Origin of the sequence: Paenibacillus sp. FSL W8-0426, from assembly GCF_037969725.1 — a bacterium.
GTDB classification, from domain to species: Bacteria; Bacillota; Bacilli; order Paenibacillales; family Paenibacillaceae; genus Paenibacillus; species Paenibacillus hubeiensis.
In genome coordinates this window covers 692,956-715,150 of sequence record NZ_CP150203.1, presented here as the reverse complement: position 1 = coordinate 715,150, position 22,195 = coordinate 692,956, and the positions used below count along the sequence as shown (strand labels likewise).

Annotated in this window: 24 protein-coding genes; 6 read left to right on the top strand and 18 right to left on the bottom strand. The window is 52.2% G+C overall.

The genetic code is table 11. The features are described from left to right. Positions 1-140: 140 nt before the first annotated feature. Complete coding sequence (locus MKY59_RS03335; RefSeq protein WP_339275984.1) at positions 141-1,826, bottom strand: ATP-binding protein; 1,686 nt, start codon at positions 1,824-1,826, stop codon at positions 141-143. Between the two features lie 286 nt (positions 1,827-2,112). Here MKY59_RS03335 and MKY59_RS03330 point away from each other — a divergent pair, with 286 nt between their 5' ends. Next, positions 2,113-3,384 (top strand): NAD(P)/FAD-dependent oxidoreductase, encoded by a 1,272-nt coding sequence (locus MKY59_RS03330; protein ID WP_236420774.1) that lies wholly within the window; start codon positions 2,113-2,115, stop codon positions 3,382-3,384. A gap of 120 nt (positions 3,385-3,504) precedes the next feature. Here the strand turns inward: MKY59_RS03330 and MKY59_RS03325 are convergent, their stop codons facing one another. The 6 genes from MKY59_RS03325 to MKY59_RS03300 all read right to left on the bottom strand — a co-directional run bounded on the left by MKY59_RS03325 (position 3,505) and on the right by MKY59_RS03300 (position 7,872). Continuing rightward, positions 3,505-3,891 carry a hypothetical protein gene (locus tag MKY59_RS03325; RefSeq protein WP_339275983.1) on the bottom strand — a complete coding sequence of 129 codons (387 nt, stop codon included), beginning with the start codon at positions 3,889-3,891 and terminating at the stop codon, positions 3,505-3,507. Positions 3,892-3,930: 39 nt separating this feature from the next. Continuing rightward, positions 3,931-4,731: an alpha/beta hydrolase gene (locus tag MKY59_RS03320; RefSeq protein WP_339275981.1), complete on the bottom strand. Its 801-nt coding sequence runs from the start codon at positions 4,729-4,731 to the stop codon at positions 3,931-3,933. A 17-nt stretch (positions 4,732-4,748) separates the two neighbouring features. Further along, positions 4,749-4,949, bottom strand: coding sequence for a hypothetical protein (locus tag MKY59_RS03315; protein ID WP_339275980.1), 201 nt, complete (start codon positions 4,947-4,949; stop codon positions 4,749-4,751). A gap of 101 nt (positions 4,950-5,050) precedes the next feature. Continuing rightward, positions 5,051-6,298: an ABC transporter permease gene (locus tag MKY59_RS03310; protein ID WP_339275978.1), complete on the bottom strand. Its 1,248-nt coding sequence runs from the start codon at positions 6,296-6,298 to the stop codon at positions 5,051-5,053. 18 nt (positions 6,299-6,316) lie between these two features. Next, complete coding sequence (locus tag MKY59_RS03305; protein WP_339275977.1) at positions 6,317-7,045, bottom strand: ABC transporter ATP-binding protein; 729 nt, start codon at positions 7,043-7,045, stop codon at positions 6,317-6,319. Positions 7,046-7,251: 206 nt separating this feature from the next. Continuing rightward, positions 7,252-7,872 (bottom strand): MFS transporter, encoded by a 621-nt coding sequence (locus tag MKY59_RS03300; RefSeq protein WP_339275976.1) that lies wholly within the window; start codon positions 7,870-7,872, stop codon positions 7,252-7,254. Here MKY59_RS03300 and MKY59_RS03295 point away from each other — a divergent pair. After that, complete coding sequence (locus MKY59_RS03295) at positions 7,848-8,291, top strand: hypothetical protein (RefSeq protein WP_339275974.1); 444 nt, start codon at positions 7,848-7,850, stop codon at positions 8,289-8,291. The two genes, MKY59_RS03300 and MKY59_RS03295, sit on opposite strands and share 25 nt — an antisense overlap. 429 nt (positions 8,292-8,720) lie before the next feature. Here MKY59_RS03295 and MKY59_RS03290 read toward each other — a convergent pair whose 3' ends face one another. After that, positions 8,721-8,981: a hypothetical protein gene (locus tag MKY59_RS03290; RefSeq protein ID WP_339275972.1), complete on the bottom strand. Its 261-nt coding sequence runs from the start codon at positions 8,979-8,981 to the stop codon at positions 8,721-8,723. A 217-nt stretch (positions 8,982-9,198) separates the two neighbouring features. Further along, positions 9,199-9,540, bottom strand: coding sequence for a hypothetical protein (locus MKY59_RS03285; RefSeq protein ID WP_339275970.1), 342 nt, complete (start codon positions 9,538-9,540; stop codon positions 9,199-9,201). Positions 9,541-10,130: 590 nt separating this feature from the next. On the opposite strand from MKY59_RS03285, the gene MKY59_RS03280 reads away from it, so the two are divergent. After that, positions 10,131-10,598 carry a MarR family transcriptional regulator gene (locus tag MKY59_RS03280; protein WP_339275969.1) on the top strand — a complete coding sequence of 156 codons (468 nt, stop codon included), beginning with the start codon at positions 10,131-10,133 and terminating at the stop codon, positions 10,596-10,598. 162 nt (positions 10,599-10,760) lie between these two features. On the opposite strand, the gene MKY59_RS03275 is transcribed toward MKY59_RS03280, so the two are convergent. The 3 genes from MKY59_RS03275 to MKY59_RS03265 all read right to left on the bottom strand — a co-directional run bounded on the left by MKY59_RS03275 (position 10,761) and on the right by MKY59_RS03265 (position 13,378). Continuing rightward, a complete protein-coding gene (locus MKY59_RS03275; RefSeq protein WP_339278315.1) occupies positions 10,761-12,272 on the bottom strand; it encodes an MDR family MFS transporter in 1,512 nt (503 codons plus the stop codon). A gap of 49 nt (positions 12,273-12,321) precedes the next feature. Then, positions 12,322-12,897 (bottom strand): GNAT family protein, encoded by a 576-nt coding sequence (locus MKY59_RS03270; RefSeq protein WP_339275967.1) that lies wholly within the window; start codon positions 12,895-12,897, stop codon positions 12,322-12,324. 184 nt (positions 12,898-13,081) lie between these two features. After that, complete coding sequence (locus MKY59_RS03265; RefSeq protein ID WP_339275966.1) at positions 13,082-13,378, bottom strand: hypothetical protein; 297 nt, start codon at positions 13,376-13,378, stop codon at positions 13,082-13,084. A gap of 191 nt (positions 13,379-13,569) precedes the next feature. Between MKY59_RS03265 and MKY59_RS03260 the strand changes: the two genes are divergently transcribed. Then, on the top strand, positions 13,570-14,052 hold the full coding sequence (locus MKY59_RS03260; RefSeq protein WP_236420765.1) for a GAF domain-containing protein: 483 nt from the start codon (positions 13,570-13,572) through the stop codon (positions 14,050-14,052). A 197-nt stretch (positions 14,053-14,249) separates the two neighbouring features. On the opposite strand, the gene MKY59_RS03255 is transcribed toward MKY59_RS03260, so the two are convergent. The 4 genes from MKY59_RS03255 to MKY59_RS03240 all read right to left on the bottom strand — a co-directional run bounded on the left by MKY59_RS03255 (position 14,250) and on the right by MKY59_RS03240 (position 17,982). Then, positions 14,250-15,674 (bottom strand): aldehyde dehydrogenase family protein, encoded by a 1,425-nt coding sequence (locus MKY59_RS03255; protein ID WP_339275965.1) that lies wholly within the window; start codon positions 15,672-15,674, stop codon positions 14,250-14,252. A gap of 79 nt (positions 15,675-15,753) precedes the next feature. Continuing rightward, positions 15,754-16,176, bottom strand: a complete 423-nt coding sequence (locus MKY59_RS03250; protein ID WP_236420763.1) for a universal stress protein — start codon at positions 16,174-16,176, stop codon at positions 15,754-15,756. Between the two features lie 18 nt (positions 16,177-16,194). Beyond that, on the bottom strand, positions 16,195-17,415 hold the full coding sequence (locus tag MKY59_RS03245) for an MFS transporter (protein ID WP_236420762.1): 1,221 nt from the start codon (positions 17,413-17,415) through the stop codon (positions 16,195-16,197). 117 nt (positions 17,416-17,532) lie between these two features. Next, a complete protein-coding gene (locus MKY59_RS03240; RefSeq protein WP_236420761.1) occupies positions 17,533-17,982 on the bottom strand; it encodes a MerR family transcriptional regulator in 450 nt (149 codons plus the stop codon). 337 nt (positions 17,983-18,319) lie between these two features. Between MKY59_RS03240 and MKY59_RS03235 the strand changes: the two genes are divergently transcribed. After that, positions 18,320-18,697, top strand: a complete 378-nt coding sequence (locus tag MKY59_RS03235) for a glyoxalase (protein WP_339275964.1) — start codon at positions 18,320-18,322, stop codon at positions 18,695-18,697. Positions 18,698-18,763: 66 nt separating this feature from the next. Here MKY59_RS03235 and MKY59_RS03230 read toward each other — a convergent pair whose 3' ends face one another. Next, entirely contained in the window at positions 18,764-19,099 is a 336-nt protein-coding gene (locus MKY59_RS03230) for an SdpI family protein (RefSeq protein ID WP_236420759.1), read from the bottom strand. Positions 19,100-19,213: 114 nt separating this feature from the next. Then, positions 19,214-21,550: a heavy metal translocating P-type ATPase gene (locus tag MKY59_RS03225; protein ID WP_339275962.1), complete on the bottom strand. Its 2,337-nt coding sequence runs from the start codon at positions 21,548-21,550 to the stop codon at positions 19,214-19,216. A 226-nt stretch (positions 21,551-21,776) separates the two neighbouring features. On the opposite strand from MKY59_RS03225, the gene MKY59_RS03220 reads away from it, so the two are divergent. Further along, complete coding sequence (locus tag MKY59_RS03220) at positions 21,777-22,148, top strand: metalloregulator ArsR/SmtB family transcription factor (RefSeq protein WP_236420757.1); 372 nt, start codon at positions 21,777-21,779, stop codon at positions 22,146-22,148. Positions 22,149-22,195 lie beyond the last annotated feature (47 nt).

The window sequence follows — 22,195 nt, the reverse complement described above, 5'->3', positions numbered from 1 at the left end:
TCGTCATTGTTCGTTAAATGGATACAATGATGTTATCCTTATTATACATCCCCAAGCAATGAAAGCAAGATTGCACAGCGCCCGCGAAAAGGCATCTCTTCGATAATATGGCTTGTTCGCTGCCGCATTATGCCCCAAATCTATCGCTTAAAGGTAACTTTAAACACCGTGCCTTTCCCCTCTTCCGATTCGACCGTAATAGTGCCGTGATGGCGTTCCACGATGCTGTGGCACATGGATAACCCCAGTCCGGTCCCTTTCGGCTTGGTCGTATAAAAAGGTTCAAACAGCTTATCCCGGCTGCTGCGAGGTATGCCAGGTCCCGTATCCCTCACAAAAAGTTCTACCTGCTTTTCATCGTACGTCGTTTCCAAGGTGAGCACACCCTTTTCCTCCATCGCTTCCATTCCGTTGCGCGCCAGGTTAAGAACAACTTGTTTGATTTCCTTGGTATTCAGATAGAGATTAGGTACATTATGAGCAAGCATAAGCTCGATGCTTTGTCCGCGCAAGTTGGCATCTGCCCAAAGCAATGGGATGAGTTCGTGAATGATATCGTGCAGCTGTGCTTCTTCTTTTTCCGCGATCCGGTTCTGTGCAAGCGACAGAAAGTCATTAATAATGCTGTTGGCGCGATCCAATTCTTCCATGACGATGCGATAATAATAATGCAAGCTCTCCGGACTCTTTTCCTGCATTAATTGGAGAAAACCGCGCACGACAGCCATCGGATTCCGGACCTCGTGCGTAATGCTTGCCGCCATCTGCCCTACCAGGCTTAAACGGTCCACATTATCAAGTTCGCTGCGCAGCATTTCCAATTCGGTAATGTCCTGGATGACCAACATCGCCCCGGTAGTCTCGCCTGGCGCCCCCGCCGCGTATCCATAGAGCGGCACCGTCTGCGACCGAAAGACATGTGAGCCGTAGCGCACGGTCAACCCGTTCGCTTCTCCATGGGTAACCGCTTCGCGGATGTTATGCTCCATTTTTTCAGCATGAGTCTGTTCGACGAATTGGCTGACCGGGTTGCCGATCAGATCGTTCGATGTTGAACAAGGAAGCTGTTCCCTCGCCGTTTGTTTCATCATGTCGTTGACGAACTGGACTGTTCCATTCCTGTCGACCGTAGCGATGGAGAGCGGAACAGCGTTCAACATCTGATGAAGTCTTTCCGTCTCCGATATGTACTTCTGATGCACTTCGGACAAGCGCTGTTCCAGACCATCATGGTGCTGAATATGTTCAAGCCAGAGTAAACCAAGGCCGCCCGCGATTGCTGCCCCGCCTGTGTAAGCCAATGCGATCCACACCCACTCTGCTATCATGCCGTCGCCATTGGAGCCGATCAGCGGGATGCTTAGCATGCTGGCGAGCGCAATCTCCGCCATGGCGAGTGTCAGCACCAGCAGCAATTTGCGGAAAAACGCATAATTCTTGAATCGTTTGGCGGACAACCATACAATAGGATAGAAAAGAATACCCGTTTGAAGGAGAAACTCGTTCAAATGATAGGGATAAGCGAATAGGAAATAGAAGAGCATATGGAGAAAGGACAAGATCAGACCCGTTCTTGGCCCGCCATACAGCATGGCGAGCGTGAAAGGAACTACGCCGAGCGAAATCGGAATGGCTGCCTGGCTTGCGTCATGGGCAAACAGCATGCAGAGCAGCATGCTAACGGCCGTCGCAGCGGCAAGACTCGCACTTGTCCGTCCCATCTTCGCACCGGCTTGCCTGGCGAGCACAAGATGGAATAAGGGAATCAGGAATACGGCCGACCCGGCCAGCAGCACCTGTAAAAGAATGTCCTTCAATACAAACACAATGCCATCTCCCTCCTCGCCTGCACGTTCCCCCATGTATTTCTGATTAAAGCATAGGCGACAGTATATTACAATATATCCCTTCTATTAGCTTGTTAGAACTGCAGAAACAATAATATTGTTGCATAAAAAGCCAGGAGAGGACAGCATTTTGCAATATGCATGCGAATGATCAGATCAAAGTGGATTTCCTTCCGGATATCTCGTTTACGTTATGTTGGAAGCGAGCAATCCCGCGTCCTTTCTTACTAAAACCATTATTTTTCGAAAAAGAGGAGAATCGAACATGTATGATGTCATTGTGATCGGCGGCGGTTCGGCCGGACTTATGGCCTGCGTTTCTGCTGCCGAGCATGGAGCCTCGGTGCTTCTGCTGGACAAAGGCGACCAGCTTGGCCGCAAACTCGGCATTTCCGGCGGCGGACGCTGCAATGTAACCAATGCCAAGGAAACCGACGAATTGATTCGGCATATTCCCGGCAACGGCCGATTTTTGTATAGTTCCTTCCAGAACCTGGACAACCAGGGGATCATGCGTTTCTTCGAAGGCCTGGGCATCGCCCTGAAAGAAGAAGACAATGGCCGGATGTTTCCCGTATCCGATAAAGCCAAAACGGTCGTGGATGCCCTGGTCGGAAAAATCGTCTCCCTCGGCGTCGAAATCCGGACCCGGGAACCGGTAAAGGAACTGATTTTGGATGGCGGGAGATTGTCGGGCGTAAAGCTGGCATCCGGCAAAAGGATATCGTCGCGCACGGTCATTGTGGCTACCGGCGGCAAATCCGTCCCTCAAACCGGCTCCACCGGAGACGGTTATCCTTGGGCTGAGGCTGCAGGACATACGATCACCGAGCTCTACCCCACGGAGGTTCCTATCGTTTCCGGGGAGAGCTGGATCCAGTCCAAAGAGCTGCAAGGCTTATCGTTGCGGGATGTCGCGCTGTCCGTTCTAGACGCCAAAGGCAAAACGGTCATCTCCCATCGGGGGGACATGATTTTTACCCATTTCGGCGTATCCGGACCGATCGCGCTGCGCTGCAGCCAGTTCATCCGCAAGGTGCAGCTTAAATCGGGCAAGCCACAAGTCGAGATGAGCATCGACTTCTTCCCCGACTTGTCTGCTGGAGCCTTGGAAGCGCAGGTGCAGCAGGTGTTGGAGCAGGAGGCGCGTAAATCCGTGAAAAATATTTTGAAGACATGGATTCCCGAACGCATGATTCCGCTCATGATGAAACGAGCCAATATCGATGACGAACTCACGGTTCATCATTTTCCAAAAGGCATGTTGTCCGCATTATGCGGGCTCATGAAAAACTTCACGTTTCGTGTGGACGGGACGCGCTCCCTCAAGGAAGCCTTCGTTACCGGCGGGGGTGTCAATCTCAAGGAAATCCAGCCGAAAACGATGGAATCCAAACTGCTGCCTGGCTTGTTTTTTTGCGGCGAAATTTTGGATATTCACGGTTATACAGGCGGCTACAACATCACGGCTGCCTTCTCGACCGGTTATACGGCAGGTATGAATGCCGCCGCTTATCGTCATGCCGGCACTCACTGACATTGACTTCGGCAAACCGGACACGCCAAAAAAACCTCGAATGTTCACGCTCGTGAACTTCGAGGTTTTTTTCGTATGTGGGCCGAATGAATGCCCTTTATTCCACCATAAGCCGCTCCACTACGCTTTGACGCTCCCCGAGAAACCGTCGACCGCATCATCGAACGGCGGATCTTCGTCCCTGTTCTGCAGTGCATCTCCAGTGTAGTGATTATTCTGGCCTGTAGCATATGCCTCTTCCCAGTCCTCATTCACGAGATGGGCGGGAATCGAAATTTCCTGAAACATGCTCGGCCCTTCCGTCGTGTCGGCAAAAGCCGCGCTGCCTCCATAGGCTTGTACGATCTCTACGGCAGACTGTTCATCCTGCCGGTCCGTCGGGACGCATAACTGAAACGGTCCCGTCTTCGACTGGTACGGTTCGTAACCCAACTCCTTTAATATGGCATGTGCCTGTTCCATGGAAGAACGATCCGCAAAATGCGCTTGAAGCTCGCGATCAACCATTCCTGATATCCTCCTGGCCTGATGGTCCCACGCCCATCGTCAGCCCTCCAGAAATTCGGAAACCTTCTCATTGAAGAGTTCCGGTTGTTCGATGAAGGGAAGGTGTCCGCAGCCCTCCATCCTCACTTTCGAAGAGTTGTCCAATGCGGCGTGAAACCTATCAGTTGATTTTATATTATAAGGATGGTCTTGATCCCCGATAATCATACAGGTCGGCGCTTGGATCGAATGTAATCTTCTTATTGCAGGCGGATGGACGGGCATCGCCAACCGGGGTTCGAAGCGACAAAAGACATCAGAGTTCCTCAGCTGAAATAATACGGCCTCTCTGGCAGCTTTGTTGGACTCTGACGGGATAAAGTACTGCCAAAAATCGCTCTTGATGAATGATTCAATGGCTGCATGCCTCCCTTTTAAACGAACGGCAAAGTAGTTTTTCATTCCATGCCACATCATCCCGACAGGCATTCGTTGACCACTGATAAAGGGTGCCGACAAGACAAGGGCCTTTACACGTTCCGGATGTTTCAAGGCAAAATCCAGGGCAATGCCTCCTCCGGACGACGATCCGATCAGAACCGCCCGGGTTACGTTCATAGAGTTCATCACCGTGTCCAGATCGTCCACATTGGAGAACCTTGAAGCAGGGGTGCTTGAGCGGCCATAACCCCTGAGGTCATAGCGAATCACCCGATATTTTGCCGAGAAAAATTCGGCTTGGCCGCTCCAAATATCATGTGTATTGAAATTGCCATGGAGAAAAATTAGAGGTTCGCCTTTACCCGACATGCTGGAAAACAAACGCCCATCATTCACTTGAATGAATCGCTCTTCACGCATAGGGCCTGCCTCTCCCCTCAAAGTAAATCCGCCTGCTGGAGATGGTCTTCAATGATGGACCGTAAAACCTCGGATATCGTATAGTCTCCGCGTCCGCAACAACGATCAATTTCATCCCAGCATTCTTCAGGCAAGGTTAAGGAAATTTTTCGCGTTTCACCGATCCGTTTTCGCCCGGCCCCTGCTCTTGCTCCTCCCCTCGCCTTCTCTGCATCCATATCGGACCTCCTCCCATCAGAAACGGTATATTCCGAATTATTTCATGAACACGATTGCGGTTCAATTATTGCTACCTTTTTCAAATAACGTGCTGCCTGAATCAACTTCTCGTACGGCGCACCCATCCTCCCACCTCCAGGGTAAGAAAACCGAACCCGATGGCAGCAGCAGCCGTCAGCAAACCTTGCCACCATCCCAGCCAGGCGGCCCCCAAAGCATATCCGACCAGTAAGCCTACCGGAATAAACAACATGCGTACCATGATGTCCCCCGCTCTGTTCAACACGTAGGGGTCATAGGATAACAACTGAATATAGTCCGATGTTTCAAACATATTCCAGGATCGGTGGAACAGCACCGTCAGCATCATGATCAACAGTCCGCAAACGATGACGTTGGCGGGAAAAGGCGGAATGGCCACCGCAGCGACGGATAAACTCGCGAGCTGCACGTACAGCCTCGTGTTTGCCGTGTTTCGAAAATACGCCTTAAACGCCGTTTCCGCGGTTCTGCTGGACAGGCTGCGGCTGCGCAGCAGTTTGCGGGGTTTGCGAAAAATGAACGTTTTGGTTCGCGTTGCCTTCGGCGCAGTCACAGCCTGGCTAAGCAGCACTCCCGCCAGCTTCATCCGCCGCCTCAGGTCCTCGCGTACATCTCCTTCAAACGTGTTTTTCAGCTCAAGCCTGATTCGGCATAACATCGTGAGTACGGCCATTGCGCCAAGGATTCCCAGGAGGATCGCCCACATCCGATCATGCATCCGCAGCGTGGCCGTCACATAGACGAATCCCATCGCCGCACCTAAGGGCAGTACTCTAATCCATCGACGCCAAGACTCGTATTTTACCAGGATCAGATGTAAGGAAAGCGCCTGAACGAAGGCCGCAATGCCGGTCCACAAGGCAAGCAGTATGATATGGCCCATGGGCATCACATAGGCTCGCGACCATAGAGGCGCCGTCATAAGAAATAGCACAGCTATTTTGATCATGTGAAGCACACCCGAACGGCATAACCCTCGACGAATTAACGTTTTCATCCACGTTCTCCGGGATTTCAGGAACAGCATGTCGGCTTCCTCCATAAAAAGCAGCACGCCGCCCGTCAGCATGACCACTTCCAGCCCCATCGCCATTAAAGGTAATGGCAGCGATTCGGCCCACGAGGGAAGCGGCTTCGTCCACATGCTCCAATACCAGCCGCCGAAATAGAGCAAGCCTGGCACCAGCAGGTACAGCCACACCGTCCAATCCACGACCAGCTTCAAGTTGTTCCATTGTTCCTTGACATGCTCCGAGCGCCGGCGTTTATACAAACGAAGGGGCGTATATCTATCGATACCTTCCATAAACCTTCTCCTCTCCGGTCAAGACGTCAGCACATCGAAGCAATCCAATAACGAGGCATCCGGCAATCCGGCCGCAGCCCGTATCTCGCTCAATGTGCCCTGCGCCGCGCATTTTCCGTCATGAATGAGCACGATTCGGTCACAGATGCGTTCGGCCGTATCGAGCACGTGAGTGGACATCAACACGCCCGCTCCGCGGTTTCGTTCGTCATCCAGCAGTTTCAGGAAATCCTTCGTTGCCCGAGGGTCCAATCCGATGAATGGCTCGTCCACAATATAGACATCCGGCGAAGCAAGAAAACCGAGCATCAGCATCATTTTTTGGCGCATGCCCTTGGAGAAGCTGCCGGGAAGATCATCCCTGACCTTTTCCATGCCAAACCGAACAAGCAAATCCTGCGCCCGGGCGGTAAACACTTCCTCCTCCATCTCGTAAGCTGCGGCAGCCAAATCGAGGTGTTCCCATAACGTCATGTATTCATAAAAAACGGGCTGCTCGGGAATATAAGCATACCTTCCGTTCCCGCCAATAGTTACCTCATAGTCGGCATACTCCAGCAAGCCAAGCATCGTTTTGATGGTCGTGCTTTTGCCTGCCCCGTTGGGCCCGATGATTCCCACGAGTTCGCCGGGCATCACGTTGAGCCGGATGTTACGGATCGTCGTTTTTCCTTCCGCGTAACCGGCCTCCTCAATATGTACGTCCAGTACTGACGCTGTCGTTGTATCTTCCAGTGGTTGTTCCAATTCTCCTCACTCCTGTCTGATCAATCCAGTTTGAAGATCATACGTTGTTAATTGTACCTGAGTTGCAGCAGGAATTTTTGATCATTTTGATCTTTTTCAGTCCTTTGTTGAAAACGGGAGAAACCGTCTGCGTCACCAACACAACGAAAAAGCAGGAGCTCTGGAACCCCTGCCTGAATGAATCTGTCGTGATTGCATATGTGCATCTAAATGCTATCCGGCATCTCCTGCTGCAAGTCGTTCACACCAGGCTGCTCCATGGCCCCGGCACCCTTGATTCGCCGGATCAACAAATATAACACGCCCACCGCGGTAAGCAGAATCCCCGAGCACACAAACGCCAGCACGACACCAAACGAAGTCACCAGAAGCCCGCCAACGACGGGACCCATAATATTGCTTGCCGTCATGACGCTGCCGACGGTTCCGAATACGCGGCCAGTCATCGCTTCGGGCGTTTGCTCCTGCAGCAGGATCTGAAACGGCACGACGGCAAATCCAACGCCGATGCCCGCAATCCAAAATAATAAAGTCAATAGCAGGTTGGTTTCCCAACCTGCATGCGACCATACGCCGACGATCAGGCCGGCCATGCCGATCACACCCCCGAGCACCGATGTGCCCATGCCCATCTTAAACACATGGCCTGCGCTTTTCCACTTCAGTACAACCATGGCGGCCAGCAGCATGCCGATGCCGTTGGCAGCGACGCACCACCCCAACAAATCTCCGGTAATGCCCGGGATTTGCCGGAACAGTACTACCGTCTGCGAATCGGCGAATTGCAGAAACAGAATGGCCGATGCCAACAATTTCAGGATGTTCATTTAACGAAGCTAACAATAAGCCGCTTTTCCTCCTGGATGTAGATGCACCAACTGAGGTCAAAATTAATGAACCGTTTACTGTAGAGGCCGTCTTACGGAATAAAGGTACAGGTACGATCCAATTGGAGCATGGAGTAAATATGTTTACCTATACTCTTTTTGATGAAAAAGGGAAGGCTAAAGATCATGGAACAGAAAATTCGATAGTAAATGGTATTGGAATTAGCACATCCATCCAATCGGGGGGCAGTTATAGTTATGACGGTGGTGAGTATGTACCCTCGCCACAAAATGTACTAGAGTTAAAGACTCCCGGGACGTATACTTTGGTAGTTCGTGCAAAGTTTAGGGCACAAATTGACGGTCAATGGCAAGATATCGAATTAACCTCCGCCCCTGCTTCATTAACTGCAAGGTAAAAAAACTGACAAAAAGCGAAATTCCGATTTTACAGAATTCCGCTTTTGCATGTATGCTACGCGAATAACTTTACAGTAAGGCTATTTAAGAATGGGGTGGTACCGCCAACAATTTAACGGATTTATACGCTAAGCATTAGCGGATAAGCATTCACACTATTCCTAACGACCTTAGCGCACGTATCGGCCCACTTTCCGGCCTGATTGATGACCGCTAATGAGGTTTAGCCGTCATCGGGCTTAGAGTAGGAAAAATCGGCTATTCATGCTCCTACACGCCCTTAGCGTATATTTTCGTTAAAATGTTGACCGGTCCCCAAACTAATCCTCTCCTTCTATGCCTTCATACAGCTCCGTCAAATATTGCTGTGCAGCAAGAACAGTAAAGTCTATATTACGTTCAGTGGGGAACCCGGACCGCTCCAACGCCTATTTAAGACGTCTGAGTTGAAACTTACGGGCCTCGATGTACTTGTGTTTGACCTCCATCAAAGCCCATTTTTTCGGGAAGACAATAATTCCATTTAGTGTTTGAACAGCAATGAATTCGTCATGATCGGCAGTAATGCGGACGTCTGGATATTGCTCCTTATGAGTTTGGTCATACTGGTAAACGTCCGCTACCGATTCTAATGGATCAGATGAAAGATACTTTCCACCACGCCTTATAAATCTATATGCCTTGAACATGCATTCTCCCCCTTTTAAACATTAATTCTAAAAAATGGATCGTCCGTTTTGAAAATATAGAGTCCGTTTCTATGGGGCTGATCCGGCCCTAACCTCAGATATCTTACTAATACCCTTAATCATCTCATATACCTGATCGATTCGCCTAACATTCGCCGGTTCATTTTCTTTAAGCTCCCCGGCCTTACGACATAGGAACCGATTAAATAGCATTAGATCATTGCAATGGCTCTCGACCCTGCTTTTCCATCACAGACCAATATAGTTCAACATCTGCTCCCTCCTCCCACCAAAAGGCCTCCAGAATGGGCATAAATCGATCAGAAAGTCCGTTTAGGTATTCCTTCTTGTTCAATCCACTGACGCTCTGTAGAGCGCTTGAACGGCTCTTAAAGTCACTTCTGCCCAGCTTATAGCATGTCAGATATTCAGCATCGCTCAAATGACCTATCGGATTCCGAAAAATAAAAATATCACCTTGTCGGGCAACTCCCAAGATCTTACCCTCATATCCAGGTACGTGTTCCCTTACCCATACAGTGATCTTTTCATTTAGCATGTTTCTTATCCCCCTACAAACAGAGAAGGATTTACTTTTCTGCCATTGATAATGATTTCAAAATGTAGATGGTGCTGCTACTCGTTGACCTGCGTGGGCCAAATCCGAACGTAACCTGGCCGTTGATCTCCCAGATTGGAGATCGCCTGAGCTGCCATCAACGTAATAATGACAGATTTATTTTTAGGGGCGAATGCCCCTGCAGAACCGTGTCTGCATCATGTGTTTCCCTCCCACTCCCCGCCCGAATTCTAAATCTGGTTTCATTATAAGAATCGAAAATGAGGAGCACCCCGTTCCCGAGAATGAGATGCTCAGGACGAAGGGATGATTTACTTGCCGAAGACCACAAGCAAATGGAGAAAGAATGACCGAATCTTCGGTCACTTGCCCTCCATAAAATATTCAAATTTGAATTGCTCAAAATGCAAATCTTGTGACATATCGCATGTTTTTGTTCGAATCCAACCCTTAAAATAAAATCATGGCTCCATCGTTTAACGTAAAGACAATCAAAGTTGGGATTATATTTTACATCCATAAGGTACTCGTCCCAACGGATCAATCATTTTAGAAAAGGCGGGATCAGTATGCTGGAATTACAAGAAATCGGAACCGAACGTTCTCTTCATCTGTACCGCACCTTGGCCAAAACGTTCAAAAGCATGAATGAACATACGGTAGCCACAAGCAAAGTGCATGGTTTCAATCCCACCGCGTACGGCGTGCTTGAGGTATTGTACATGAAGGGGGCTCAGCCCATTCAACAAGTAGGTGCACAGCTTCTGCTGCAGAGCGGGAACGTTACCTATGTGATCGACAAACTGGAACAAAAAGGGCTTTTGCATCGCAAACACTGTCCTCAGGACAGACGGATCATCTTCGTGGAACTGACAGAAGAAGGCCAGCGGATCATGGACGATATTTTTCCGGGTTATGCCCATAAAATCAACCGAGCAGTCAGCGGACTGAGCGAAGAAGACAAGGTGGTGCTCTCGGAGCTGTTGGAAAGACTGACAATAAGTTCGGAACGGACCATGGGCAACGATTTGAAATAAACAAAACAACCGGCTCCCTGTTTCTAAGAGCCGGTTGTTTTGCATTTAATATTGGCCGCAGCCTACCATATAAGGTGGATCTCACCCGAAAATCAAAGCGCCTTTCGGAACACGTCAAGCCCACAGCGTCGGCGCAGTTCCAAAAGGCGTTTAACTTTTTGCTTAAGCACGTTGGCCGGAAGCTGCGTTTGACGAAGACTCTCCTTCTTCCGGAACGACCAGCCGTTTGCGCAAGGCAAACGCGGTCAGCCACGAGATCAGCGCAATGACAAACATGATGACAAATAACGAATGCAAGCTTCCTTCCAGCACACCTCGCAGCAAAGCCCACTTCTCGTCGGACAATGCTCCTTCCGCATGCGGGGCAAGCAGTTGGTTAATATCGCTATCCGATATACCTGCATCGGCGAGATGCTGTTCGGCGGATAACGCGGAAATGCGGTAGTTCAACCATGTGCCGAAGGCCGCCGCCCCGATCGTTTGTCCCAACGTCCGCATGAACGTATGCAGTGCCGTGGACGATCCGCGCTCCTGGTACCCTACCGAGGATTGCGCAATGATCGTAAAGATCGTGAACGCAAATCCGAAACCAAGCCCATAGATGAACGTCAGCACGAACAACACATAGTCCGGGGAAGTCCCTCCTACCAGAAACAACCCGCCGGAGCCGATCGCAATGCCTGCAAGTCCGATCAACGCGGTCATCCGGGAACCGATTTTCAACAGCATGCGACCAGCCATCACGCTTCCGATCAGCCAGCCCACCGACATCGGGGCGAGCAGCAGGCCGGATTCGGTCGCATTGCCCCCCCTGACGCCTTGAACCCAGAGCGGCAAATAACTCGTCAGGCCAATCATGAGCGTGCTGGCCAGAAGGCCGCTAACATTGGCTACGCGAATGTCCCGAATGCGGAACAGATGCAAAGGGACCATCGGGGCCGCAGCCCTCTTTTCCACGACGAAGAACATGATCAAGAAAATGACGGCGACTGCGCTCAAACCAACAATAACGGGAGATTCCCATGCATAGTATTGCCCCCCTGCCGATAGCACGAAAAGCAAAGCCGTGATGCCAACGGTAAACGTAACCGCTCCGGCATAGTCAATTTTGGCGGAACGAGGGGTTACCTCTTCCTTCAAATAGCGGAACACGAACCACATCGCGAGCAAGCCGAACGGCACGTTGAAGCCAAAGATCCACTGCCAGCCCAGATTATCGACAAAGTATCCTCCCAGAAGCGGACCTACCAGGGACGATATTCCCCAGACGGAACTGATCCAGCCTTGAATTTTGCCCCGCTCCTCAATCCGGTAAATGTCACCAATGATCGTGAACGTTACGGGAACGACCGCACCTGCCCCCAGACCCTGGATGGCTCGAAAAGCGATCAGTTGTTCCATGTTCTGCGATAAGCAGCAAAGCAACGATCCCAGCAAAAACAAGGTACAGCCAATCAGAAATACAAGCTTGCGCCCGTACAGATCACTGATCTTGCCAAAGATCGGCGTACTGACGGCCATGGTCAGCAAATAGGCGGTAAAGATCCAGCTGAGCAGCTGCACGCTTCCAAGATCGCTAACGATCGTCGGTCCCGCCGGACCGATCACCGTGCCTTCAATGGCCGACAAAAACGTGGCCAGCAGCAACCCCGCCAGAATGAAGCTTCGTTTCAACTCTCCGGTTCTCACTTAAACCCTTCTCTCTCGTAACATTTGGTTTTTCTTATTTTGTCGTTCCGGTCCGAAGCCATTCATCGTATAAAAGGGAATACATATCCATGTCCTTGTAACCGGTAGACGTATGCTGATACTGCCGCAGCAGTCCTTCCCGCGTGAATCCCTGATGTGAAAGGAAGCGGCCGGAAGCCACGTTCCGCGGATCTACCAGCGCTTCGATCCGGTTAAGGCCCATCGTCTCGTATCCATAGGGCAGCAGCACGGAAAACGCCTCCGTCATATAACCCTGCCGCCAATGTTCGCGCCCCAGCTCGTACCCGATCTCGCCGCGGAACGCGCCTCCAAGCTGCCACGTATTATACCCGCAGCTGCCGATCAGGCGCCCTGTCGCTTTGAGTTCGATCCCCCAGCGAATGGCCTCCTCCTCGCCTGCCATCTGATTGAGGAGCGCAATCATGTCCGCAGCCTCGCTTGTCCCAAGCATGGGGGAAAGATTCATGTAACGGGTAACCTCGCGGTCCGACCACCATTCAAACATCTGGGCCGCATCCCGGCGGCGCATCTTGCGCAGAAGGAGCCGCCTGGTCTCCAGCTCCGGAATTCTGCCTTTGCATCTGTACATATAAGCCACTCCGATCCCTCTCTGCAAACCATGAGATTCTTAAGTCATCTAATCATAACCTGGGCCGAATGGCAACCATCCATACAGAAAGAAGCGTCCAAGCCAAAAAACCGGCCCGCCTTCGGTCCGGTCTTGTTGCTGTTACGGTTACAATGAGGGCCTGTCTGCTTCTCCCGCATAAACATCAGGTCGCGGACGCTTTGCTGCCGCTCGCCAGAACTTCATCGTTAACCCGGTGAAGCATCGCCGAGATTTCCTTGAATTCCTCGATGCCTGCTCCCGTCAAGCTCCATTGTTCCCCATGAGACGTCAGGAAGTTCTCCTGCGTCAAATAATCCAACTGCTGCCGGATCTCTCTCTCCGCAATGCGATAACCCCGCTTTTCCAGCATAGGCAGCGTATCGCTGACGGTCAGATTCTGATCCTGGGCCAGATGTAATAGTTGGATGCGAACGAACAAATTCTGTACTTCTGCGTGCATCAATCCAGCTCCTTCCCGGGTTGCAGCCCTTCGTGATTACAAATTCATTACCCTGCTCCGATGACAAAGAAACAAACACGCACCTTAAGCCGCCTGGCTGACATCCCGTAATCCTCCGCTTGACTAACGGCAGGCACTGCACTATCTTTGAGTTAAAGTCCATTCATGTTTGCTCGGGAGGGTGATTCATCATGTTTCAAGCCGTTTCTTATGAAGGAACGCGAAGCGAGCAGCACACCGCCGTCCTAGGGCAGTTAAGCGCACTGATCCGCGATGAACCTAGCGCCATTGCCAATCTGGCAAACGCTGCGGCGCTGCTCAATGTATTTTTGACCGACATCAACTGGGTCGGCTTCTATCTGTATGATGGAAAAGAACTTGTACTCGGTCCATTCCAGGGACTTCCGGCATGCATCCGCATCCCGCTTGGACGCGGCGTATGCGGCACGGCCGCTTCGGAACGACGGACCGTTGTCGTGGAGGATGTCCATGCCTTCCCCGGGCACATCGCCTGTGATGCGGCCTCAAACAGCGAGATCGTGATTCCGATCTTCAAAAACGGGGAGCTGTACGGCGTGCTCGATATCGATAGCCCGCTCAAAAACCGGTTCGACGACGAAGACCGAGCCTTTCTGGAGGAAGCCGTCAAGCTTCTCTCGGAACAGTTGCAGTAATTCGGCTGCAAACGGCCTGACCGAAGATTCCTTGCAATAACGCCATGATCATGTTTATTGCCGAACCACAGCAAAGAGCACGGACCCGCCAAGGTCCGTGCTCTTTGCTGTGCACATCCATGTTTTGCTCGCCCAATCTTACTCTATGCAGCACGGGAAGATCCCGTTCCGGCTGGCGCTTCATCAGGGAGACCGCGTTATTGTTTGTTAAACACCACAAATTTCAGCTCGGTCATTTCCTCCGTCGCGTATTTGACGCCTTCGCGGCCAATGCCGCTCTGCTTCACGCCGCCGTAGGGCATGTGGTCTACGCGGAATGTCGGAATATCGTTGATGATCACGCCGCCGGCTTCGATATGATCGGCAGCATGCAGCGCCGTATGAATGTCATTCGTGAACACCCCGGCTTGAAGCCCGTAAACGGAATCGTTCACATGGGCAATGCCTTCCTCCACCGTATCGATCGTATTGATGATCACGATCGGCGCAAAAACCTCTTGGCAGGACACCTTGGCATCGCGCGGAACATTGACCAGCACGGTTGGCCGCAAAACGCCGCCTTCGGCCGTTCCGCCCGCAACCAGCTCCGCTCCAGCCTGCTTCGCTTCATCGATCCACCCCAGCGCCCGCCGCACGTCTTTGGACGTAATCAGCGCGGACACGATGGTATCCGGGTTCAACGGATCGCCAACAATCACCTGACTAGCCGCTTCTGCAAAGCGTTTGATAAATTCCTCCGCGATGCCACGGTGCACATAAATGCGCTGCAACGAGATGCAGACCTGGCCCTGATTGGTGAAGGCACCGGTTACGCAGCGCGGGATGACTTTATCCAGATCGGCATCCCGGTCCACGATTACCGCCGCATTGGAGCCCAGTTCGAGCGTCACGCGCTTCAGCCCCGCCTGGCTGCGGATGCTCTTGCCGACGGCCGGGCTGCCCGTAAACGTAATATGGGCCACCCTTGGATCGGACACAAGCACGTCGCCGATCGTTTTGCCGTCGCCGCTGATGACGTTGAGCACACCGTCAGGCAGTCCGGCTTCTTTCAGCAGATCGGCAATGAAGTACGCGGATAACGGCGTCTGTTCCGCCGGTTTGAGCACGATGGCATTGCCTGCCGCAATGGCCGGGCCCACCTTGTGAGCCACCAGGTTCATCGGAAAGTTAAACGGCGTGATCGCGCCGATGACGCCCAGCGGATGGCGCACCGTGTAACCGATGCGCCCTTCCCCGCCGGCAGCTGCATCCATCGGCACCGTTTCTCCCGTTAAGCGCTTCGCTTCCTCGGCGGCAAAACGGTACGTCTCCACGGTCCGGTCCACCTCGGCCCGCGCGGCCGTGATCGGCTTCGCCGCTTCCAGCGCAATGATGCGCGCTGCTTCTTCTTTCCGCTGCGCAAGCAGGACGGAAAGCTGGTACAGAATGGCGGAGCGCTGATGCGCAGGCATCCGCCTCATCCCGGCGCTGGCTTGCGCAGCAGCCGCAATGGCCTTCTCGGCTTCCTCTGCCGTGGCGGAAGCCACCTCCGCAAGCTGCTCGCCCGAATATGGCGCGTGCAGCGGTTCATACGTTGCGGCCTCTACGGACTGGCCGCCAATATAAAGGTGTTGCTTTTTCATGGCTGCTCCCTCCCACTGCATTCACATCTCGATTCTCATCCATTTATACACTACATGATCGATATAGACTCAGTCCACCTTATTTGACGGTAAGCACCGGGCAAACCGCCTGCTTCAACACGCCATGGCTTACGCTGCCCATAATCATTTCCGAAAGCCGCTTTTTGCCGCCGGTTCCCATCACGATCAAGTCATATGCTTGTTCGCCGGCAACACGGCAAATCTCAGCCACGGGGTCTCCGCCTGTCAAAAGCGTTTCATATGCCACCGACCGTTTTGATAACCGTTCTTGAAGTGCATCCACCACCTGCCGCCCTTCGTCCGCAATCCGGGCATCCAGGTCGACGCCTAGCGCCGGCTCGTTCAAGGATACCGATGGATTGACGTGAAGAAGCGTGAGCCGTGCAGGCTCTTTCAGGCTTTCCGCCAGATCGGCCGCTGCCTCCAGCGCCCGCCGTGCATGTTCTGATCCGTCCACTGCAACCAATATCCGTTTCAGCATAATGTTCGCTCCTCCCGATTAATGATGCGTAATGGCATCATCGATGCCGCTCAGATGCCGACGACGAACAAGCAATACGACCACGCCCACCAGAACCATCAATGCCCCGAAATAGAACGGCGTTTCCGGCAGGAACCACTCGGACAGTTTGCCCGCCAGCCAAGGAGCGAGCGCACCGCCCATGAAACGAACGAAGCTGTATGCCGCAGAAGCTACGGACCGTTCGACCGGTGCAGCTTCCATAACGGCCGTGGTGATCAGCGTATTATTGATACCCAGGAAAATACCCGCAACGATAACCGCAACAATGACGGTAGTGGGAGATCCCATAACCGTACCGATCGCCATAACCAGCAAATCAAGGGCAAACAGGGTGAGCATTACGCTCATCGACGGTACGGAACCGAAACGTCGCTGCACCCGCGGTGCGACGAATACGGATGTTATGGCCAGCGCCAGTCCCCAACCAAAGAACACATAACCAAGACCATGCTCATCCAAATTCATGACATAAGGTGAATAAGCCATCAATGTAAAGAACCCGAAGTTATACAAAAACGCGGTGATCGCCAACGTTTTGAGCGACGGATAACCGAGCGCCTTGAACGGATCGGACAAGGAGCTGCGCGTTTTGGGCTTCGCCATTTTAGGCAGCATGAACATAATGCTGATAAACGCAATCGTCATCAGGACGGCCACGCCAAAGAACGGCCCGCGCCACGAAATCGATCCAAGCTCGCCGCCCAGCAGCGGACCGACCGCAATACCGAGACCGAGCGCTGCTTCATATAAAATGATGGCCTTGGCCGTGCCCGATGTGGACAATCCTACGATGGCCGACAATGCGGTCGCGATGAACAGCGCATTGCCAAGACCCCAGCCGCCGCGATACCCAACCAGCGTAGCGACCGTATCCGACGTGCCGCCAAGTGCCGAGAACGCAACGATGAGCAGAATGCCGCCCAGCAGCGTCCATTTGACGCCGATCCGGCTGGATACTACGCCCGTAATTAACATCGCGATACCGGTCACCGCGTTATAACTTGTAAACAACAGCGATACCTGGCTTTTGGACGCATGCAGCTGGTTGGCGATGGCCGGCAAAATCGGGTCCACCAAACCAAGTCCCATAAAGGAAATGACACAGGCAAAAGCAACGGCCCAGACCGCTCTCGGCTGGGACAGCAAGCCTCCGCGCGATGACGGCAGCTCGTCCGGCAGTGAAGATTCTCTTTTCATAAAATTACCCCTCCTGAGTGATAAAGATTGGTTTGAAAACAAACGAAAAATTTCACGCTATTTTCAGAAACAGTCAACCCGAAAACAACACCGGATCATCCGGTGCTTTGAAAAAAACTATGAATCCGACATTGCAGCTTCTTCATCTCGCAGTCGATGCAGCCCGTTTCGGACCCGTTCGCGCAATTCCTGAAGCTCGCCTTGCACGGCATGAATGCTGATCAGCTTCTGCTCAATCAACTGCAGCTGGTCGTTCAACGTATTCTCGATGCGTTCCAGCTTGTCAATGCGCTCCCGCACCTCCGTCGATTGCCGATATTCAGAACGCTGTTCATTCAGCACGTCCGCCGTGGCCACATAAGCATGCAGCTCTTGAAGCGAGAAGCCAAGCACCTCTTTGGCACGTACGACTTTTTTGAGATAATCGATATCCTGCCTGCTGTATAACCGCGTACCACCTTCGGTCCGCTGAGGTGAAGGCATGACGCCGATCTCTTCGTAATATCGGATCGTACGCTTGGTCAGGCCGCATTCCTTCGCAACCTCATCAATCTTATACAAATCCATTTCCTTCACCTCACCTTGCCATTTCATATGTCATTAATGTTATGTATGTAATTATATATAAAACTAACGTTAACGTCAACGTAAGATTTTGGTTTGAAATCTGCATACGTTGAATGAGCAACCTTTACGCAGATCCACTGCACAGTTAGAATCCTCTTCCGATCGCTGTTGTCCTCAGATTTTTTTATGGTTCATCTTTTACATCCGTATTTTACCCGAGCCACTCCACACTATCCGATAAAAATCAATGTGGTCTGTGGAAAAATAATCCATAAAGATATATAATGATTCCATGAAATGAAACTTTGTTTCATCCAATAAAACAAGGAGGCGTACGATGTCATTTCTATTTTCAGGAATCGATCATGTTCAATTAGCCGCTCCCGCAGGCTGCGAGCCCGAAGTACGCCATTTTTTCACAGGAATATTGGGCTGGGATGAAATCCCGAAACCCGAGATTTTAAAGAAGCGCGGCGGCGTATGGTTCCAATGCGGCGTTCAGCAGGTGCACATCGGTGTTCAGAATGACTTTGTTCCTGCAAAGAAGGCACATCCGGCCTTTTATGTGAAGGGTTTGCGTGCCTTGCGTGATCATCTCATCCAGCAAAATGTTCACATCCTTGATGACGATGCTCGTTCCGATGAAGGTGTAGCCCGGTTCTACGTGAATGATCCTTTCGGCAATCGGCTCGAATTTATGGAGCATTCATCTTGATCGGCAGCAAAAAAAGACCCGCTATGTGCGGATCTTTTCCTGATTTGGCGAGGCTGGCGCCGGGCGTTATTTCTTATTCGATTGCTGCATTTCTTTCAGGCGGCCTTCGACCTTCATGAACATTCTCACCGTGTAAAAAATAATCGCACCCAAGCTCAGCACCAAAGCCTGCATGTCGGTAAACCAAAATCCGAGCACGCCAAATGCAGCCATGATTACGCCGAACTGCATCATCAAATTGGAGCTGTATCGCTGCGCCTCATGCCACAGCTCCAGATCGCTCATGGAACGAGGCGTACGGTAACCGTATATGCCGTTGATTTGTTTCGGCGGTTTTTTGTACAACATAAGCCCCATCACAAAAAAACAAACGCCAACGATGATTCCAATAATTCCTCCCACACTGCTCCCCCTTATGACTTGTTGCTCCCGTCAAGCATGCATGTTCTGCAGCCGCAATCAACGAAAAAGCGGCCCTACGTATATACGAAGAACCGCCTGGTATGTTTCATCATTTCAAATGTCTTTCACCCGCAGCACACGCATGGCGTTTAACACGGCCAGCACGGTCACGCCTACATCAGAGAATACCGCCTCCCACATCGTGGCAATGCCGAATACGCCGAGCAGCAGGAAAATCAATTTTACCCCGAGCGCAAAAGCAATGTTCTGCCACACGATCATCCGCGTGCGCTTGGCGATGCGGATGGCACTCGCCAGTCGGGACGGCTCATCCGTCATAATGACCACATCCGCCGCTTCGATGGCTGCATCCGATCCGAGGCCGCCCATCGCTACGCCGACGTCAGCCCGGGCCAGAACGGGCGTATCGTTGATGCCGTCGCCAACAAAGATCATTTTCTCTTTGGCGTGTTTCTCCGCCTCAAGTTGCTCCAGCCGCTCAACCTTATGCTGGGGCAGCAGCTCGGCATGAACTTCATCCACGCCCAGCTCACGTCCCACCGCTTCGCCTACGGCTTTGGCGTCACCGGTCAGCATGACGGTTTTGCGAATGCCCAGCTGCTTCAGGGAACGGATCGCTTCAGCCGCATCGTCCTTCACTTCATCCGCAATCACCAGATGTCCGGCATACTGCCCCTCTTCGGCAATATGCACAATGGTGCCGACGGATTGGGGTTCCTTATACGGAATGCCCGCCTGCTTCATTAGCTTGGCGTTGCCGGCCAGAATCTCGCGGCCATCGACCTGAACGCGGATGCCATGTCCGGCAATCTCGTCGTATCCGTCTACGCCGTGAGTGCGAATCTCCTGCCCCCATGCAGCGCGGATCGATTCCGCAATCGGATGATTGGAATGAGCTTCGGCAATGGCAGCCAGTTCCATCAAGGCATCCTTCGTGCGCTCTCCTTCCGGACGAATGTCCGTAACTTTGAAGACACCTTTGGTCAATGTGCCCGTCTTGTCGAACACCACCAGCTTCACGTCGTTCAGGGCTTCCAAATAGTTGCTGCCCTTCACCAGAATGCCGTTGCGCGAAGCCGCCCCGATGCCGCCGAAAAATCCGAGCGGAATGGAAACGACGAGGGCGCACGGACAGGATATAACCAGGAAGACCAGAGCGCGGTACACCCAGTCCGCGAACGTCGCTCCGCTAATGAGCAGCGGCGGGACCAATGCAATCAGGGCAGCGAGTATGACGACAGCCGGTGTATAATACCGGGCGAATTTGCTGATAAAATGCTCCGTTTTCGCCTTCCGGCTGCTTGCGTTCTGCACCAGATCCAATATTTTCGATACCGTCGATTCGCCAAACGTCTTTGTAACCTCAATGGTCAGCATGCCGTTTTTGTTCACGAAACCGCTGAGCACGTCGCTGCCGGGCTCTAACTCGCGGGGAACGGACTCCCCCGTAAGCGCCGACGTATCCACCATGGAGCTTCCTGCTTTGACGACGCCGTCCAGCGGCACCTTCTCTCCGGCTTTGACGACGATCCGGTCTCCGATGCGTACGTCTTCCGGAGAGACGCGTTTGGTTTCATCGCCCGATCCGATCAACACGTTGGCATAATCGGGCCGGATGTCCATCAGCGATTGGATGGATTTGCGGGAACGATTGACCGCCATTCCTTGGAACAGCTCGCCAAGCTGATAAAACAGCATGACGGCAACGCCTTCCGGGTATTCCCCGATGGCGAATGCGCCCAGCGTCGCAACGGTCATCAGGAAGTATTCGTCAAACACTTGCCCCCGCACCATGTTTTTGAATGCCTGAAGCACGATATCTCCGCCGGCGATCAGGTAGGCCGCAATATACAAAACCAGCTGTGCCCACCCCTCCAGCGGAGACCAAACGGCGGCGGCAACCAGCGCGGAACCAGCTGCTAGGCGAGCCAGCAGCACCTTGGTCTGCCCTGCACCATGCTCGTGAGAATGCCCCGCATGGCCATGGCCTGCATGAGCATGAGCGTGTCCGGCGGAATCATCATGCTGATGTGCTTGGCCTTGCCCATGGTCATGCGCGTGCCCTTGGTGATGGTCGTGATCATGTCCCTCGCAGCTCCCGTGCTCATGCCCATGAGCATGCTGATTCGACAGCGAATAGCCGGCAAGGTCAGAGTTCACTCCGCCCGCCGTCGGTCCGGCAGCTTTCCCTTTCTCCGAGATGCGGATGTGCGGCTCCAGTCTCAGCACTTTGCGTTTCGCTTCTTCAACCACCTGCTCATCCATGTCGGACGTCGTGTGCATTGATAGGGTTTTCGTGACAAAATTGACGGAGCATTCGCTGACGCCCTGAATTTTTTTGACTCCATTCTCAATTTTGAGCGCACAATTCGCGCAATCCAAACCGTCCAGCAACAGTTCCCTTTTGACAAGCCTTTGTTCGGTCGACATTTCCATCTCCCCTTTGCTGTACAAAAAACAATCGTTATTGTATACCGGTTTATATATGAGCAATCATTCATATGTTTTAATTAACCCCATTATATGCACGCGTGCTCATATGTGTCAACCAAAGAGAGCTGATTTTCCAACCAAATTATGCTAATAGTAATGATTTCGCTTTAGGCGTTTTTTGGATATAATGAATGTATAGTTGTTAACATAGGCGGTGATAGAAATGGAACAACCAGTCAAAGCCCCGGCTGAATGCGACGCAACCTGCTTCGGCACAGAAGCGGATATGCAAGGCATTCGTGCCTCGCTGATTGATCGGGAAACGTCTTCCGAAATGGCAGATTGGTTCAAGGCGTTCAGCGATCCGACGCGCCTACGTATTATTGATGCACTGCTGCAGAAGGAATTATGTGTGCACGATCTGACGGTACTGCTCGATATGGGACAATCGGCCATCTCGCACCAGCTGCGATCCCTCCGCAACATGCGGATTGTCAAACGGCGTAAAGAAGGCAAAACCGTGTTTTATTCTCTGGACGATACACATATCGAGCAGATTTTCCTGCAGACGCTTCAGCATATCAAGCACGGCTAGGCTCTGCCGGCCTGCGAAACAAACAAAAGCCCTCGCCCTTCGGCTAT

What these genes read in the sequence shown, in the direction of transcription:
- MKY59_RS03265 (WP_339275966.1), bottom strand. Translation starts at nt 13,378, where the DNA reads ATGCACGCAGAAGTACAGAATTTGTTCGTTCGCATCCAACTATTACAT.
- MKY59_RS03240 (WP_236420761.1), bottom strand. Translation starts at nt 17,982, where the DNA reads ATGGATTTGTATAAGATTGATGAGGTTGCGAAGGAATGCGGCCTGACC.
- MKY59_RS03285 (WP_339275970.1), bottom strand. Translation starts at nt 9,540, where the DNA reads ATGCTAAATGAAAAGATCACTGTATGGGTAAGGGAACACGTACCTGGA.
- MKY59_RS03220 (WP_236420757.1), top strand. Translation starts at nt 21,777, where the DNA reads ATGGAACAACCAGTCAAAGCCCCGGCTGAATGCGACGCAACCTGCTTC.
- MKY59_RS03245 (WP_236420762.1), bottom strand. Translation starts at nt 17,415, where the DNA reads ATGAAAAGAGAATCTTCACTGCCGGACGAGCTGCCGTCATCGCGCGGA.
- MKY59_RS03250 (WP_236420763.1), bottom strand. Translation starts at nt 16,176, where the DNA reads ATGCTGAAACGGATATTGGTTGCAGTGGACGGATCAGAACATGCACGG.
- MKY59_RS03225 (WP_339275962.1), bottom strand. Translation starts at nt 21,550, where the DNA reads ATGTCGACCGAACAAAGGCTTGTCAAAAGGGAACTGTTGCTGGACGGT.
- MKY59_RS03300 (WP_339275976.1), bottom strand. Translation starts at nt 7,872, where the DNA reads ATGAACATCCTGAAATTGTTGGCATCGGCCATTCTGTTTCTGCAATTC.
- MKY59_RS03235 (WP_339275964.1), top strand. Translation starts at nt 18,320, where the DNA reads ATGTCATTTCTATTTTCAGGAATCGATCATGTTCAATTAGCCGCTCCC.
- MKY59_RS03270 (WP_339275967.1), bottom strand. Translation starts at nt 12,897, where the DNA reads ATGTACAGATGCAAAGGCAGAATTCCGGAGCTGGAGACCAGGCGGCTC.
- MKY59_RS03295 (WP_339275974.1), top strand. Translation starts at nt 7,848, where the DNA reads ATGCCAACAATTTCAGGATGTTCATTTAACGAAGCTAACAATAAGCCG.
- MKY59_RS03260 (WP_236420765.1), top strand. Translation starts at nt 13,570, where the DNA reads ATGTTTCAAGCCGTTTCTTATGAAGGAACGCGAAGCGAGCAGCACACC.
- MKY59_RS03290 (WP_339275972.1), bottom strand. Translation starts at nt 8,981, where the DNA reads ATGTTCAAGGCATATAGATTTATAAGGCGTGGTGGAAAGTATCTTTCA.
- MKY59_RS03280 (WP_339275969.1), top strand. Translation starts at nt 10,131, where the DNA reads ATGCTGGAATTACAAGAAATCGGAACCGAACGTTCTCTTCATCTGTAC.
- MKY59_RS03320 (WP_339275981.1), bottom strand. Translation starts at nt 4,731, where the DNA reads ATGCGTGAAGAGCGATTCATTCAAGTGAATGATGGGCGTTTGTTTTCC.
- MKY59_RS03330 (WP_236420774.1), top strand. Translation starts at nt 2,113, where the DNA reads ATGTATGATGTCATTGTGATCGGCGGCGGTTCGGCCGGACTTATGGCC.
- MKY59_RS03255 (WP_339275965.1), bottom strand. Translation starts at nt 15,674, where the DNA reads ATGAAAAAGCAACACCTTTATATTGGCGGCCAGTCCGTAGAGGCCGCA.
- MKY59_RS03315 (WP_339275980.1), bottom strand. Translation starts at nt 4,949, where the DNA reads ATGGATGCAGAGAAGGCGAGGGGAGGAGCAAGAGCAGGGGCCGGGCGA.
- MKY59_RS03310 (WP_339275978.1), bottom strand. Translation starts at nt 6,298, where the DNA reads ATGGAAGGTATCGATAGATATACGCCCCTTCGTTTGTATAAACGCCGG.
- MKY59_RS03325 (WP_339275983.1), bottom strand. Translation starts at nt 3,891, where the DNA reads ATGGTTGATCGCGAGCTTCAAGCGCATTTTGCGGATCGTTCTTCCATG.